At 66.7% G+C, this 15,045-nt stretch carries 14 protein-coding genes; 12 read left to right on the top strand and 2 right to left on the bottom strand.

Features of this window, described 5'->3' with window-relative positions:
* Positions 1-21 precede the first annotated feature (21 nt).
* The gene (locus ACORQU_RS04450) at positions 22-843 is read right to left on the bottom strand and encodes a hypothetical protein (RefSeq protein ID WP_491643661.1); all 822 of its coding nucleotides are present in this window, start codon (positions 841-843) and stop codon (positions 22-24) included.
* A gap of 465 nt (positions 844-1,308) precedes the next feature.
* Between ACORQU_RS04450 and ACORQU_RS04445 the strand changes: the two genes are divergently transcribed.
* From ACORQU_RS04445 to ACORQU_RS04395, 11 genes are all read left to right on the top strand, one after another.
* Entirely contained in the window at positions 1,309-3,690 is a 2,382-nt protein-coding gene (locus tag ACORQU_RS04445; RefSeq protein WP_491643660.1) for a TonB-dependent receptor, read from the top strand.
* 70 nt (positions 3,691-3,760) lie between these two features.
* Positions 3,761-5,323 carry a sulfotransferase family protein gene (locus ACORQU_RS04440; RefSeq protein WP_491643659.1) on the top strand — a complete coding sequence of 521 codons (1,563 nt, stop codon included), beginning with the start codon at positions 3,761-3,763 and terminating at the stop codon, positions 5,321-5,323.
* A gap of 324 nt (positions 5,324-5,647) precedes the next feature.
* Positions 5,648-6,031: a hypothetical protein gene (locus ACORQU_RS04435; protein ID WP_491643658.1), complete on the top strand. Its 384-nt coding sequence runs from the start codon at positions 5,648-5,650 to the stop codon at positions 6,029-6,031.
* On the top strand, positions 6,028-6,864 hold the full coding sequence (atpB, locus tag ACORQU_RS04430; protein ID WP_491643657.1) for a F0F1 ATP synthase subunit A: 837 nt from the start codon (positions 6,028-6,030) through the stop codon (positions 6,862-6,864). Before ACORQU_RS04435 ends, atpB begins: the two co-directional genes overlap by 4 nt.
* Positions 6,865-6,926: 62 nt before the next feature.
* On the top strand, positions 6,927-7,208 hold the full coding sequence (gene atpE / locus ACORQU_RS04425; RefSeq protein ID WP_491643656.1) for a F0F1 ATP synthase subunit C: 282 nt from the start codon (positions 6,927-6,929) through the stop codon (positions 7,206-7,208).
* A 96-nt stretch (positions 7,209-7,304) separates the two neighbouring features.
* Positions 7,305-7,775 carry a F0F1 ATP synthase subunit B gene (locus ACORQU_RS04420; RefSeq protein WP_271644577.1) on the top strand — a complete coding sequence of 157 codons (471 nt, stop codon included), beginning with the start codon at positions 7,305-7,307 and terminating at the stop codon, positions 7,773-7,775.
* A 16-nt stretch (positions 7,776-7,791) separates the two neighbouring features.
* Positions 7,792-8,319, top strand: coding sequence for a F0F1 ATP synthase subunit delta (locus ACORQU_RS04415; RefSeq protein ID WP_491643655.1), 528 nt, complete (start codon positions 7,792-7,794; stop codon positions 8,317-8,319).
* A 101-nt stretch (positions 8,320-8,420) separates the two neighbouring features.
* Complete coding sequence (gene atpA / locus ACORQU_RS04410) at positions 8,421-9,968, top strand: F0F1 ATP synthase subunit alpha (RefSeq protein WP_491643654.1); 1,548 nt, start codon at positions 8,421-8,423, stop codon at positions 9,966-9,968.
* A 104-nt stretch (positions 9,969-10,072) separates the two neighbouring features.
* Complete coding sequence (gene atpG, locus ACORQU_RS04405) at positions 10,073-10,936, top strand: F0F1 ATP synthase subunit gamma (RefSeq protein ID WP_491643653.1); 864 nt, start codon at positions 10,073-10,075, stop codon at positions 10,934-10,936.
* Positions 10,937-10,975: 39 nt separating this feature from the next.
* Positions 10,976-12,382 (top strand): F0F1 ATP synthase subunit beta, encoded by a 1,407-nt coding sequence (gene atpD / locus ACORQU_RS04400; RefSeq protein WP_271644581.1) that lies wholly within the window; start codon positions 10,976-10,978, stop codon positions 12,380-12,382.
* Between the two features lie 59 nt (positions 12,383-12,441).
* Positions 12,442-12,864: a F0F1 ATP synthase subunit epsilon gene (locus tag ACORQU_RS04395; protein ID WP_271644583.1), complete on the top strand. Its 423-nt coding sequence runs from the start codon at positions 12,442-12,444 to the stop codon at positions 12,862-12,864.
* 261 nt (positions 12,865-13,125) lie between these two features.
* On the opposite strand, the gene ACORQU_RS04390 is transcribed toward ACORQU_RS04395, so the two are convergent.
* On the bottom strand, positions 13,126-13,512 hold the full coding sequence (locus tag ACORQU_RS04390; RefSeq protein WP_491643652.1) for a GtrA family protein: 387 nt from the start codon (positions 13,510-13,512) through the stop codon (positions 13,126-13,128).
* Positions 13,513-13,623: 111 nt separating this feature from the next.
* Between ACORQU_RS04390 and glmU the strand changes: the two genes are divergently transcribed.
* On the top strand, positions 13,624-14,994 hold the full coding sequence (gene glmU / locus ACORQU_RS04385) for a bifunctional UDP-N-acetylglucosamine diphosphorylase/glucosamine-1-phosphate N-acetyltransferase GlmU (RefSeq protein WP_491643651.1): 1,371 nt from the start codon (positions 13,624-13,626) through the stop codon (positions 14,992-14,994).
* Positions 14,995-15,045 lie beyond the last annotated feature (51 nt).

Below are 15,045 nucleotides of genomic sequence, written 5' to 3'. Positions count from 1 at the left end.
TGCCAGTCAGGGTGGCGCGGATCAGAAGGCGAGGGTGACGCCGGCCATCGGACCCTTGAACTCCAGGTCGATACCGCCGGAGGCGTCCCGCCCGGACTCGTTGTAGTTGATCTTGAACCAGTCGTAGCCGGCGAACACACCGAAGTTGTCGGTGATGCGGTACTCGGCGATCGCGTTGGCGCGCTTGATCTTGCCGTCGTAGTCGAAGCTGCCCCAGCTGGCGTCCAGGTACTGGCCCTGCACGTTGATCAGCCAGCGATCGCCGGGGGTGAAGGTCAGGCGAGTCCCAACCACGGGGGCCTCGCCGTCTTCCTTGGCATCGCCGTAGAAGCTGCCCACGTCCGGTCCCGCATCGGCGGTGACCTTGCCGTCCAGCTTGGCCCACTCGGCGCCCAGCTGCAGGCCCCACGAGAACTGCTCGGTGTCGACCACGGAGAAGTCATAGATCAGGCTGGCCAACTGGAAGCGTGTCTCCAGCTTGGCGTAGCTTCCCGCCGGGACGGTGGTGCCGTCGTAGCTGATGTCCTCACCCAGGGTCTGGGTGTTGTCCTTGTCATAGCGGAAGTAGTCGAAGATCACCCGGTTGCGCGGGCTGATATGCCAGACCCCGTCCACGCGCGGCGACACCTCGTTGCTGCCGAAGTCGAAGTCCTGGCTGAAGTCGACGTCGTTGCCCATCAGCTCGCCGCTGCCCTTGAGGCGGCCGCTGCCGTCCGCGCTCATCGCGCCCAGGCGCAGCGTGAAGGTGTCATCGCCCGGCGCCTGCGCATGGGCGGGAGCGGCAAGCGTGGTGAGGATGGCAACGGACAGGCCGGCCAGGGCCAGGGACGCGAAGGCTTTCATCGGAACTTCTCCTGCGGGGTTTGAAAGACCGGCCCGCTTGGCCGGCGAAGGGGCGCCAAGCTGCGCCCGGCACGGTGCAGGCGCGGTGAAGAAGTGAGACTTCGATGTTCAGTCTTGCGAAAGTCGTGACAGGAGCCCGCTTTTGCTTGCGTGCCGGGCGCCGCCACGTGCCGACAATTGACGCTGCATTGGCGGCGATGCTATTTCGGTGCGTGGGAGGGGTTGGCACGCGTCGTGGAGGACGTGCGTCCCGCATTCCCGGGCAGGCGTCAGAGGGGCGTCTGGCGGGCCAACGGCACGCACCGCAGCCATGCGGACGGCCGTGGCCCGAGGGGGTCATGGACCTCCTGCCGGGCGGGTGCGTGCGCGTGGCGAGTGCCGAACGTGGGAATGCTTGACCGATCGTGCGCGCCGGCTGGCCCGGGCGCATGCCACGCCGTTCGTTTGATTCGCTGGAGCCTGTGCATGAACCCACCCTTCCCCCGCCTGCGACGCCACCCGCTGGCGCTCGCCACCCATCTGATGCTGGCCGGCCTGGCGCTCCCCGCCCTGGCCCAGCAGGCCGATCCGCCCCGCAGCGCCAAGGACCTGGACACGGTGACCGTGACCGCGACCCGGCGCGCGGCCACCGTGCAGGACGTGCCGCTCAACCTGACGGCCACCACCGGGCTGGACATCGAGCAGCAGAACCTCACCGACCTGGCCGACCTGGTGAAGACCGTCCCGGGCCTGTATCTGGTCGACCAGGGCGGACGCGATGCCAACCTGCTGACCGTGCGCGGGCTCAACACCAATTCGCTTACCGGCAGCGAGGGCGTCGGCCAGGACGGCGGCGGCGTGGTCGCCCAGTACCTGGGCGACATCCCGCTGTACCTGGACCTGCGCCTGACCGACATCGAGCGGGTCGAGACCCTGCTCGGGCCGCAGGGCACCCTGTACGGGGCCGGCACCCTGGGCGGTGCGATCCGCTATCTGCCGGTGCGTCCGCAGTTGGGCGAAACCAGCGTCCAGGCGACCACGGGCCTGTCCAGCAGCAGCCACAGCGGCGATACCGGCATGGAGGTCAGCTCCATCCTCAACCTGCCGATCGGCCAGCACGGCGCCCTGCGTGCCTCGTTCGGCAAATACCACGATCCGGGCTGGGTCGATTACGACTTCCTGGTGCGCGAGCCGGGCGTGTCCAATCCGCAGCCGGACTTCTCCGATCCGGATGCGGTCGCGGCCAACCTCAAGCGCAGGCGCGACGCCAACGACCTGACCACCAGCAGCGCGCGTGTCGGCCTGCGCTGGATGTTCGGCGACGCGGTCGATGCCAACCTGACCTACTACTACCAGCGCCAGGAGTCCGGCGGGCGCACGGTCAACCAGGTCGATTCCTTCGGCACCGGGCGCTACGAGTCGGCGTATCGCTTCCTGGAGCCCAACGACCGCAAGAGCCAGTTGCTGGCGCTGGAAGTCACCGCCGATCTGGGCTTTGCCACGCTGACCTCGGCCAGCGGCTATTCCGAATACGACGAGCTGGGCCAGCGCGACCAGACCGACCTGCTGCTGGACTTCCAGTACGGTTACGAGGATTTCCCCAGCTTCGCCGCCTATACCCGCGAGGAAGTGGAAACGCGTCGCTTCACCCAGGAGGTGCGCCTGGTTTCCAACGACACCGGCCCACTGACCTGGATCGTCGGCGGCTTCTACGATCGCTCGGACCTGACCGCCTACTCCAGCGAATTCGTCCCGGGCATTCCGGAATTCTGGGGCATCGACCGCCCCGACAACCTGGAGTACTTCCAGGCCACCTTCGACAAGCCGGAGGAGAAGGCCTTGTTCGGGGAGATCGGCTACGACTTCACCGACAAGTGGAACGTCACCGTGGGCGGGCGCTGGTTCAAGTACGACGATGAGCAGAAGGTTGGCTTCGCCCTGCCGCTGATCGATGGCTCGGCCCCGGACGAGATCGCGGTGACCTACGACCCGGTCAACGTCTCGGACAAGGACTCGATCTTCAAGTTCAACACCTCCTACCAGTTCACGCCCAAGCTGCTGGGCTATGCGACGGTCAGCGAGGGCTACCGCTCCGGCGGCGCCAACGCGGTCCCGGCCTGCCTGGACCCCTTGCCGGATGGGCAGAACGTCTGCGCACTGCCCAACGAGCGCCTGATCAAGCCGGACAAGACCACCAACCACGAGTTGGGCCTGCGCAGCAGCTGGCTGGACAACCGGCTGGTCGTCAACGGCGCGCTGTATTACATCGACTGGGACGATGTGCAGGTCGCCGGCACCACGGTCAATGGCGCCATTCCCATCACCGTCAACGGTGCCAAGGCGCGCAGCCAGGGCGTGGAGTTGACCACCCAGGCGCGCCTGCTGCCAGACCTGCGCCTGACCGCCTCCTACACCTACAACAAGGCCGAACTGGCCGCCGATGCGCCGGGCATCGTGTCCGGCGAAGATGCCTTCGACGGCGACCGCCTGCCGGGTTCGCCTCAGCACATGGGCAACGTGTCGCTGCAGTACACGCACTCGCTGTCTAGCGGCCTGATCCTGGGCGCGAACTATTCGGTGGCCGCGCAAAGCGACGTGGACTCGCGCGTGGGCCTGCGCAACGGGGGCGAGGTGCTGCCGGGCTTTGCCGTGCACAACGCCTCGATCAGCCTGTCCGGTGTGGCATGGGAGGTGAACCTCTATGCCAAGAACCTCTTCGACCGCTATGCCGAGACCGCGGTGCGCAACACGCCTGCCTATATCGAGACCATCGAGGGCGACGGCACCTCGTTCGCGGTGCGCAGCTACAGCAAGGCGATGATCGCGCCGCTGCGGGTCGGGGCGAGCTTCACCTACTACTTCCAGTAGCGCTCCAGGGGCTGTCTATACTCGGACGCGCGGCGTGGTTGCCGCGCGTCCGGGGCGCCTGCCAGGCACGATGAGTTCGTCTTTTCCGCAGCCCCCTGAGGCGCAGGCCCGGCGTCTGGCCGGGCAGGGGCGATGGGTGGAGCTCGCAGGGCTGTGCCGGCAGTGGCAGGCCCAGGCGCCGGACCTGGCCCTCGCCCATTACTTTGGTGGCGTCGCCGCGCTTGAACAGCGCCAGCTGCGCGCTGCGCTCGAGCAGCTCACACGGGCGGTCGCGCTGGCGCCGCAGGAGGGTGACATCGCGGCCGAGCATGCCCGCGCGCTGTCCCTGGCCCATCGACAGGCGCAGGCCCTGGAAGAGGCGCGCCGCGCGCTGCCCCTGTGTGCCGCCGCGCCGCGCGCGCTGGGACTGCTGGGCGTGGTCTTCAGCCGGGCCGGCGACCATGCGCAGGCCGAGCGCGTGTTCAGGGCCGCCGCGGCGCTGGACCCCGACGATCCCGGTCATCAGTTCAACCTGGCGGCGGCGCGCAAGTTCCTGGGGGACTTCGATGGTGCCGAGCAGGCGTATCAAGCCTGCATCGCGGCGCAGCCGACACACTGGCGTGCGCAGTCGGCGCTGGCGCTGCTGCGCAGGGCGCGGCCCGAGCAGAATCGCATCGATGCGTTGACGGCGCTGCTGCCCGATGCGGCGGGCCAACCCGAAGCCCTGGCCCATGTGCATCACGCGCTTTCGCGACAGTACGAGGACCTGGGCCAGTACGACCAGGCCTGGCGGCATCTGCTGGACGGCAAGCGCGAGCATCGGGCCCGGCTCGGCGATGTCGCGGGGCGCGACGCGGCCTTGTTCGACGCGCTTGAGCGCGCCTTCCCCGACGCGATCGCAGCCCCCGATGACGCGCCGGAGGGGCCGATCTTCATCGTGGGCATGCCGCGCAGCGGCACGACCCTGGTTGACCGCATCCTGTCGAGCCACCCGCAGGTGCAGGCCGCAGGCGAGTTGCAGGTCTTCGGCGTTGCCCTCAAGCGAGCCAGCGGCAGTCCCATGCGGGCGTTGCTCGATCCGGAGACCATCACGCGTGCCGCCGGGCTGGACTGGGCTGCCCTGGGCCAGGACTACCTGCAAGGCGCCGCGCCGATGCTGCATGGCGGCGAAGCGCGTTTCACCGACAAGTTGCCGCACAACTTCCTCTATGCCGGCTTCATCGCCCGTGCCTTGCCCCGCGCGCGCATCGTCTGCCTGCAGCGCGATCCGCTGGACGTGTGCCTGGGCAACTTGCGCACCCTGTTCGCCATGGGCACTCCGTACTTCCACTACGCCAGCGATCCGCTGGATACCGCGCGCTACGTGAGGCGCTTCGAACGCCTGATGGCGCACTGGCAGCGCGTGCTGCCGGGGCGCTTCCTGCGGCTGGGGTACGAGCGGCTGGTCGAAGACCAGGAGGCCCAGACCCGGGCGCTGCTGGCGTTCTGCGGACTGCCCTACGATCCGGACTGCCTGGACTTCCATCACAATCCGGCGCCGGTGGCCACCGCCAGCGCCACCCAGGTGCGCGCGGCGCTCAACCGCGATGGCATCGGCCGCTGGCAGCGCTACGCCGCCCATCTGGAACCCCTGCGCCGGATCCTCGAGGCCTGAGGTGGCCTCGGTAACAAGAGAAGCCCCGGCGAGGAGGCCGGGGCTTCGGGGAGGTCTGCGGCGGAGCATCGACGAGGAAGTAGGCGCAGACCTCATGCAGATGGACCGTGCGGACAGCGGAAAGTTCCTGTACCGGTCGGGACAAGAAGCCGCTGGCGAAACCGCTTCCATGCCGGACCCGACGCGCTTTGCGCTGTTCCGGGGTTTTTCCAAGACAAATCAAACTTTTGGAGGTTGTCGGTGCAAGGGGCGCGCTGCTATACTTTCGCCGCTTGACGGGCCACCCGCACGCCCGTTCCCGCAACCCCGCCAAGGCCATCGCACGTGCTGAACTCCGTCTACACGGGTCGGCAACTGGCACAGCGGGCGACAGCCTGGCAGGCTGCCGCCTCCGTGCTGGTCGCACTGGCCTGGCTTGCAGCGTCACCCGCTTCGGCCCTTGGGGCCTGGCTGGGCGGCATGGGGCTCACCGCTGGTTCCTGGGCTGCCGCGAAAGTGGCGCTGGGCGGCGGGGTCGCCCCAGCCGGCACCGCCTTCGCGCGGCTGCTGATGGGAATGGTGGCGAAGTGGGTGGTGGTGTTGCTGGTGCTGGTGGCGGCGTTGGCAGGGTTCCGGTTACCGGGCCTGCCGGTCATCACCGGGGTTTTGGGTGCCGCACTGGGTTTGGTGCTGGCCAATGTGGTTCGACGGAAAGGTGTCGCTTCGTGAATGAATCGAATAGTTCGGGCGGTTTGACCGAATACATCAACCACCATTTGACGCACAACAGCGTCCAGCTGGTGGGCGATGGCGCGCTGGGTCGTTTCAATCTGGACAGCTGGCTGATCGCGCTGGTGCTGGGCTTGGTGTTTGTGGCCTGGTTCGCGTTCTTCGCACGCCGCGCCACCTCGGGCGTGCCGTCCAAGGGTCAGGCCTTTGTCGAGCTGGTCATGGAATTCGTCGATGGCCAGGTCAAGGACACCTTCCACGGCAACCGCAGCTCGGTCACACCGCTGGCCCTGACCATCTTCATGTGGGTGGTCTTCATGAACACCATGGACCTGATCCCGCTGGATCTGCCGTCCTTCGTGGTCCAGACCACGGCGGGTCATGAAGCGGCGCACCATTCCTACCTGCGCCTGGTTCCCACCGCGGACCTGATGACGCCCGCCGCGCTGTCGGTGACGGTGTTCTTCATCCTGATCGGCCACTCGCTGTCGGCCAAGGGCGGCTTCGGGTTCGGCAAGGAGCTGCTGACCGCGCCGTTCCACGCCCATGGCCCGCTGTCCATCGTGCTGGCTCCGGTCAATCTGGGCATGAACATCATCGAGTGGCTGGTCAAGCCGATCTCGCTGGCCATGCGGCTGTTCGGCAACATGTATGGTGGCGAGCTGGTGTTCATGCTCATCGCCGGCCTGCTCAGCAGCTGGATCACCTTCGTGCCGGGCGTCATCGCCAACGCGGCGTGGGGTGTCTTCCATATCCTGATCATCCTGCTGCAGGCCTTCATCTTCATGATCCTCACCGTCGTCTATATCGCCGGCGCGCGTGAGAGTCACTAAGATCGCCCCACTTTTCGCTTCACCCTTTCGTTCTTAACCAACAACTCGCTGGAGAGATTTCAATGGAATTTGTCGCACACCTGCAGGGCATGACCGCCATTGCCATCGGCCTCATCATCGGCCTCGGTGCACTGGGCGCCTGCCTGGGCATCGCCATCATGGGTTCCAAGTTCCTGGAATCGGCCGCCCGTCAGCCGGAGCTGATCCCGGTGCTGCAGGGCCGCATGTTCCTGCTGGCCGGCCTGATCGACGCCGCGTTCATCATCGGCCTGGCCATCGCGCTGTTCTTCGGTATCGCCAACCCGCTGCTGGGTCCGGTCCTGAACGCCGCTCAGGGCGGCTAATCGCGCTCAGGTCCTGAGCCGCAGCCGCGGCCCATGCAGCAACACCCGTCATGCATCCACGCATGGCGGGTTGAACGAACCCGTTGAGGACACGTCATGAACATCAACATGACCTTCTTCGGCCAGATGCTTTCCTTCGTGATCCTGATCTGGTTCACGATGAAGTTCATCTGGCCGCCGCTGAACGCGGCGCTTGAAGAACGGCAGAAGAAGATCGCCGAAGGCCTGGCCGCTGCCGATCGCAGCCAGAAGGATCTGGCGCAGGCGCAGGAGAAGGCCAACGAGGCCCTCAAGGACGCCCGCGTCAAGGCCAACGAGATCATCGACCAGGCCCACGCCCGTGCCAACCAGATCGTCGAGGCCGCACGCAATGAAGCGGTCGCCGAGGCGAACCGGCAGAAGGAACTGGCCCAGGAAGAGATCGCCGCCGCCGCCAATCGGGCCCGCGAGGAGCTGCGCAAGCAGGTGTCCGCGCTGGCCGTGAGTGGTGCCGAGAAGCTGCTGCACCGCGAGATCGATCCGGCCGCCCACAAGGCGCTGCTGGACGAACTGGCCGCGCAGATCTGACCCGGGTGATCCGATCATGAGCCAGTCCATCACGCTTGCCCGTCCCTACGCCCGTGCCGCCTTCGGCGCGGCGCAGGACGCGCAGCAGCTGCCGGCGTGGTCGCAGGCCCTGGGCTTTTCCGCCCAGATCGCCAGCGAGCCGCAGGTCGCCGCGTTGCTGCTCAATCCGCAGCTGACCCGCGAGCAGGCCCTGATGTTGCTGTCGCAGCAGGGTGTCGATGAAGCCTTCACCCGGTTTCTCGGTGTGCTGGCCGATGCGCGTCGCCTGCCGCTGCTGCCGGAGATCGCCGCGCTGTACGAGCAGCTGCGCGCCGAAGCCGAGCGTATCGTGCTGGCCAAGGTGACCTCGGCCAGCGAACTGCCGCCGGGCGAGCTGGACGTGATCAAGGCCGCCCTGGCCAAGCGTTTCGGTCGCCAGGTGGATGTGACCACCGAGGTCGATGCCTCGCTGATCGGCGGCGCCATCATCGATGCCGGCGACGTGGTCATCGATGGCTCGCTCAAGGGCAAGCTGGCGCGCCTGCAGACGGCGCTGGCGGGCTGATTCCAGGCGCCGCCGCCCCGCGCACGACGCGGAGCGGCAGGCGACAGGCACACGCTTTCATTTATCCGCAGCCGCGCAACGGCTGCACAAGGGAAACCATCATGGCCACCACGCTCAACCCCTCTGAAATCAGCGACCTCATCAAGACCCGCATCGAGCAGGTCAAGCTGGCCGCCGAGTCGCGCAACGAAGGCACCGTCACCAGCGTGTCCGACGGCATCGTGCGCATCTTCGGCCTGGCCGACGTGATGCAGGGCGAAATGATCGAGCTGCCGGGCAACACCTTCGCCCTGGCCCTGAACCTGGAGCGCGACTCGGTCGGCGCCGTGGTCCTGGGCGACTACGAGCACCTGCGCGAAGGCGACATCGCCAAGACCACCGGCCGCATCCTGGAAGTGCCGGTCGGTTCGGAACTGCTGGGCCGCGTTGTCAACGCGCTGGGCGAGCCGATCGACGGCAAGGGCCCGATCAACACCCCGCTGACCGCCCCGGTCGAGCGCGTGGCACCGGGCGTGATCTGGCGCCAGTCGGTCGATGAGCCGGTGCAGACCGGCTACAAGTCGGTCGATGCCATGATCCCGATCGGCCGTGGCCAGCGCGAGCTGATCATCGGCGACCGCCAGACCGGCAAGACCGCGATGGCCATCGACGCGGTGATCAACCAGAAGGATTCGGGCATCAAGTGCGTGTACGTCGCCATCGGCCAGAAGGCCTCGACGGTGGCCAACATCGTGCGCAAGCTCGAAGAGAACGGCGCGCTGGCCCACACCATCGTGGTGGCCGCCACCGCGTCCGAGTCGGCCGCGATGCAGTACATCAGCGCCTACTCGGGCTGCACCATGGGTGAGTACTTCCTGGACCGCGGCGAAGACGCGCTGATCGTGTACGACGACCTGTCCAAGCAGGCCGTGGCCTATCGCCAGATCTCGCTGCTGCTCAAGCGCCCGCCGGGCCGCGAAGCCTATCCGGGCGACGTGTTCTACCTGCACTCCCGCCTGCTCGAGCGCGCCTGCCGCGTCTCGCCTGCCTACGTGGAGAAGTTCACCGAGGGCAAGGTGACCGGCAAGACCGGTTCGCTGACCGCCCTGCCGATCATCGAAACCCAGGCCGGCGACGTGTCCGCGTTCGTGCCGACCAACGTGATCTCGATCACCGACGGCCAGATCTTCCTGGAAACCGACCTGTTCAACGCCGGCATCCGCCCGGCGGTCAACGCCGGTATCTCGGTGTCGCGCGTCGGTGGTGCGGCCCAGACCAAGATCATCAAGAAGCTCTCCGGCGGTATCCGCATCTCGCTGGCCCAGTACCGCGAGCTGGCGGCCTTCGCCCAGTTCGCCTCGGACCTGGACGAAGCCACCCGCAAGCAGCTCGAGCGCGGTCAGCGCGTGACCGAGCTGATGAAGCAGAAGCAGTACGCCCCGATGGGCATCTGCCTGCAGGCGCTGTCGATCTACGCCGTCAACGAGGGTTATCTGGACGACGTGCCGGTGAACAAGCTGCTGTCCTTCGAAGAAGGCCTGCATGCCCACTTCATCAACACCGCCGGTGAGCTGGTGAGCAAGGTCAACGGCACCGGCGCCTGGAACGACGAGATCGAGGCGGCGTTCAAGAAGGGCATCGAAGAGTTCAAGCAGACCGGCAGCTGGTAAGCGACGGTTTGGTGTAGAGCGGAGCTTGCTCCGCTTTACGTGTAGCGGAGCAAGCTCCGCTCTACAAAGCAGCGGAGCTTGCTCCGCTCTACGGGAAACGGAAGATGGCTGGCGGACGCGAAATCAAGAACAAGATCAAGAGCGTGCAGAACACCCGCAAGGTGACGCGCGCCCTGGAGATGGTCTCGGCCGCGAAGATCCGCCGCGCCCAGGACCGCATGAAGACCTCGCGCCCCTACGCGCGGGCGATGCGTCAGGTCATCGGGCACCTGGCCCAGGCCAACACCGATTTCCAGCATCCCTACCTGGTGGAGCGGGAGAAGGTCGAGCGCGTCGGCTACATCGTCATCTCCTCCGACCGCGGCCTGGCCGGCGGCCTGAACAACAACCTGTTCCGCAAGACCCTGGGTGAAATGCGCCAGTGGCAGGACAAGGGCGCGCAGGTCGACGTGGTCACCATCGGCCAGAAGGCGGCGGTGTTCTTCCGCCGGCTCAAGGTGGACATGGTCGGCAGCATCAGCCACCTGGGCGACGTGCCGCACCTGGAGCAGCTGGTGGGCGTGGTGAAGGTGATGCTAAAGGCCTACGAGTCAGGCAAGGTCGACCGGGTGTTCCTGGTTTACAACCACTTCGTCAACACGATGTCGCAGAAGGCTTCCTTCGACCAGCTGCTTCCGTTGCCGCCGGCCGAGGAGACCGTCGCCAAGCACGACTGGGACTACCTGTACGAGCCCGATCCCAAGACCGTGCTCGAGCATGTGCTGGTGCGTTACGTGGAGTCGCTGGTCTACCAGGCGGTGCTGGAGAACGTGGCTTCCGAGCACGCCGCGCGCATGGTGGCGATGAAGGCTGCCAGCGACAACGCCAGCAAGCTGATCGGCACCTTGCAGCTGTCCTACAACAAGGCGCGCCAGGCGGCGATCACCCAGGAAATCTCCGAAATCGTCGGCGGCGCAGCGGCGGTCTAAGCGCGCGCGGCCACAGGTCTTTATCTAGAGGATGCAGCAATGAATCAGGGCAAGATCGTTCAGATCATCGGCGCGGTCGTCGACGTCGAATTCCCGCGCGGCGACGTGCCGAAGGTGTACGACGCGCTGAAGGTGGACAACACCGAGATCACGCTGGAAGTCCAGCAGCAGCTGGGTGACGGCGTGGTCCGCACCATCGCGCTGGGTTCCACCGATGGCCTCAAGCGCAACCTGGTGGCCACCAACACCGGCAAGGCGATTTCCGTGCCGGTCGGCAAGGCCACGCTGGGCCGCATCATGGACGTGCTGGGCCGTCCGATCGACGAGGCCGGTCCGGTCGAAGGCAGCGACAGCTGGGAAATCCACCGCGCCGCGCCCTCGTACGAAGACCAGTCCTCCTCCACCGAGCTGCTGGAAACCGGCATCAAGGTGATCGATCTGATGTGCCCGTTCGCCAAGGGCGGCAAGGTCGGCCTGTTCGGCGGCGCCGGCGTCGGCAAGACCGTCAACATGATGGAGCTGATCAACAACATCGCCAAGGCGCACGAAGGTCTGTCCGTGTTCGCCGGCGTGGGCGAGCGTACCCGCGAGGGCAACGACTTCTACCACGAGATGAAGGACTCCAACGTCCTGGACAAGGTCGCGATGGTCTACGGCCAGATGAACGAGCCGCCGGGCAACCGCCTGCGCGTCGCGCTGACCGGCCTGACCATGGCCGAGTACTTCCGCGACGAGAAGGACGAGTCGGGCAAGGGCAAGGACGTGCTGCTGTTCGTCGACAACATCTACCGCTATACCCTGGCCGGCACCGAGGTGTCCGCGCTGCTGGGCCGCATGCCGTCGGCGGTGGGCTACCAGCCGACCCTGGCCGAGGAAATGGGCGTCCTGCAGGAGCGCATCACCTCGACCAAGAACGGTTCGATCACCTCGATCCAGGCCGTGTACGTGCCCGCGGATGACTTGACCGACCCGTCGCCGGCCACCACCTTCGCGCACCTGGATTCCACGGTGACCCTGAGCCGCAACATCGCCTCGCTGGGTATCTATCCGGCGGTCGATCCGCTGGATTCCACCAGCCGCCAGCTGGATCCGCTGGTGATCGGCAACGAGCACTACGATGTCGCCCGTCGCGTGCAGGCCACCCTGCAGAAGTACAAGGAGCTCAAGGACATCATCGCGATCCTGGGCATGGACGAGCTGTCCGAAGAGGACAAGCAGGCCGTGTCGCGCGCGCGCAAGATCGAGCGCTTCTTCAGCCAGCCCTTCCACGTGGCCGAAGTGTTCACCGGCGCCCCGGGCAAGTACGTGTCGCTGAAGGACACCATCCGCGGCTTCAAGGGCATCCTGGACGGCGAGTACGACCACCTGCCCGAGCAGGCGTTCTACATGGTCGGCAGCATCGACGAGGCCGTGGAAAAGGCCAAGAAGCTGGCCGAGAAGGCCTGATCCGCACAGCGTCGAGGGCGGGCCGACCGGTCCGCCACTGACGCGGCAGAGGACATTGCATGAGCACCATCCGTTGCGACATCGTCAGCGCCGAGCAGGAGATCTACCACGGTGAAGCCACCTTGGTGGTCGCCACCGGTGAGTTGGGCGAACTGGGTATCGCGCCCAAGCACGCGCCGCTGATCACGCGCCTGAAGCCGGGCAAGGTCGTGGTGACCACTGCCGGCGGCGAGCAGCTGGATTTCGCCATCTCCGGCGGCATCCTGGAAGTGCAGCCGCAGGTCGTCACCGTGCTGGCCGACACCGCCATCCGCGCACAGGACATCGACGAGGCCGCCGTCAAGGCCGCCAAGGAAGAAGCTGAGCGCGTGCTGGCCAACCGCGGCGAGACCGAAGACCTGGCCGAAGCCCAGCGCAAGCTGATGGAAGCCGTGGTCCAGCTGCAGGCGCTGGAGCGCCTGCGCAAGACGCTCAAGCACTGAAGCGGAAGCCCGCGGTCTCCCGACCTGGATTTTCCGCGAGAAAACGCCGGCGCAAGCCGGCGTTTTCTGTTTCCGGTCTCACATGCAGGCCGCGGGTCCGGGCCAACGGCCTGGTGTGGGTTGGCGCTGGCTTCTGCGAGGCACCGATGACCGCGTCGGCACGACTTATCGGCCTTTACCGTGCCAACTGGTGGTGGGGTCGCGGATTTTGACGGTGGTCGAGCAATCTTCGTCCATGGAGGACGTGCAGGCGTCCGTCTCTCACCGGTAGATCACGTAGCGTCCGGCCAGGAAGGTCAGTACCGCCAGGCCGCCTTCGACCACTGGCTTGGCCAGCCAGGTCAGGCGCAGGCCGAGATGATGTTCGGCCAGCACGATCAGCCAGGTGCTCAGCGCTGTGGCGAACAGCCACACCACGAGAAACCGGCCAAAGCGGCGCCAGCCCAGGCGCGCGCCCTCCTCGTGCGAAGCGAAGGTATAGCGCCCATTGAGCCAGAAGCCGAGGACGGCCCCGGCCACGCGGCCAGTCAGGTTGGCGGGCGTGGCATCCACGCCCAAGGCGCTGAGTCCGACAAACACGCTCCAATCCAGGACGAGCTGGGCGATGCCGATGACCAGGAAACTCCGGCTCTGGCGGATCAATGACATGTTGCGGATCGGGCTGGCATGGGCGTCATGCTACTGGGACCCCCAGCAGATGACGAGCACGTGGCAGGAGGTGACTTAAACTCTCGCGTTCATGACGCAATGAGTACCCCCATGGCCCTGCCCCTGCACGTGATCATCCTGGCCGCCGGTGAAGGCAAGCGCATGAAGTCCGCGCTGCCCAAGGTGCTGCAGCCCGTGGCGGGGCAGCCGATGCTGGCGCATGTCATCCAGGTCGCGCGCTCCCTGGAGCCCGCCGCCATCCATGTGGTCTACGGGCATGCCGGCGAAGAGGTGCGCGATGCGTTCGCCGGCCAGCCCGACCTGATCTGGGCCGAGCAGGCCCAGCGCCTGGGCACCGGCCATGCCGTGCAGCAGGCCATGGAGAACGTGCCCGATGCCGCCACCGTGCTGGTGCTGTATGGCGATGTGCCGCTGATTCGCCCCGAGACCCTGTTGCGGCTGTTGCACGCGCCCGGACGCCTTGCGGTGCTGGTGGCCGAACCGGACGATCCGACCGGCTACGGCCGCATCGTGCGCGACGCCAACGGCAAGGTCGGCGCTATCGTCGAGGAGAAGGACGCCGACGACGACCAGCGCCGCCTGCACACGGTCAATACCGGCATCCTCACTGCCGAATCGACCGCGCTGCATCGCTGGCTGGATCAGCTGGACAACGACAACGTGCAGGGCGAGTACTACCTCACCGACATCTTCGGCATGGCCGCGGCCGAGTTCAGTCCGGCCGAGATGGTCGTGGTCGCCGATCCGCTGGAGGCCGAAGGCGCCAACGATCCCTGGCAGCTGGCGCATCTGGAGCGCACCTGGCAGCTGCGCCAGGCCAAGGCGCTGTGCCTGGCCGGTGCGCGCCTAATCGACCCGGCGCGGGTGGACCAGCGCGGCCGCGTGCGCGTGGGTCGCGACGTGCAGATCGACGTCAACGTGGTGCTGGAAGGCGACGTTGACCTGGGCGATGGCGTCCTGATCGGGCCCTTCGTCCGGCTCAAGGACGTCAAGCTCGGTCCGGGCACCGAGGTGCGCGCGCACTGCGACCTGGAAGGCGTAGTGACCGAAGGGGCGGTGATGATCGGTCCCTTCGCGCGCCTGCGCCCGGGCACGGTGCTGGCCGACGGCGTGCACATCGGCAATTTCGTGGAAACCAAGAAGGCGGTCCTCGGCGTGGGCACCAAGGCCAACCACCTGACCTACCTGGGCGATACCGTGATCGGCAGCGGGACCAACATCGGCGCCGGCACCATCACCTGCAACTACGACGGGATCAACAAGTTCACCACGACCATCGGCGACAACGTGTTCGTGGGCAGCAACTCGGCGCTGGTGGCCCCGGTCACGCTGGGCGATGGCGCCACCCTGGGAGCGGGCACCGTGTTGGTGAGCGATGCCCCGGCCGGCAAGCTGACGGTGGCGCGCGCGCGCCAGAACACCATCGAGACCTGGGAACGGCCGAAGAAGAAAACTTCCTGAGCGGGCTGGCGGTTGCGCGCGCCAGCGGTTAACGTCGGGTGCACGGGCGAT

This window comes from Pseudoxanthomonas sp. JC1303, from assembly GCF_058448525.1.
The sequence above is the reverse complement of the archived record's forward strand: the minus strand, read 5'-3'. Positions and strand labels throughout refer to the sequence as shown.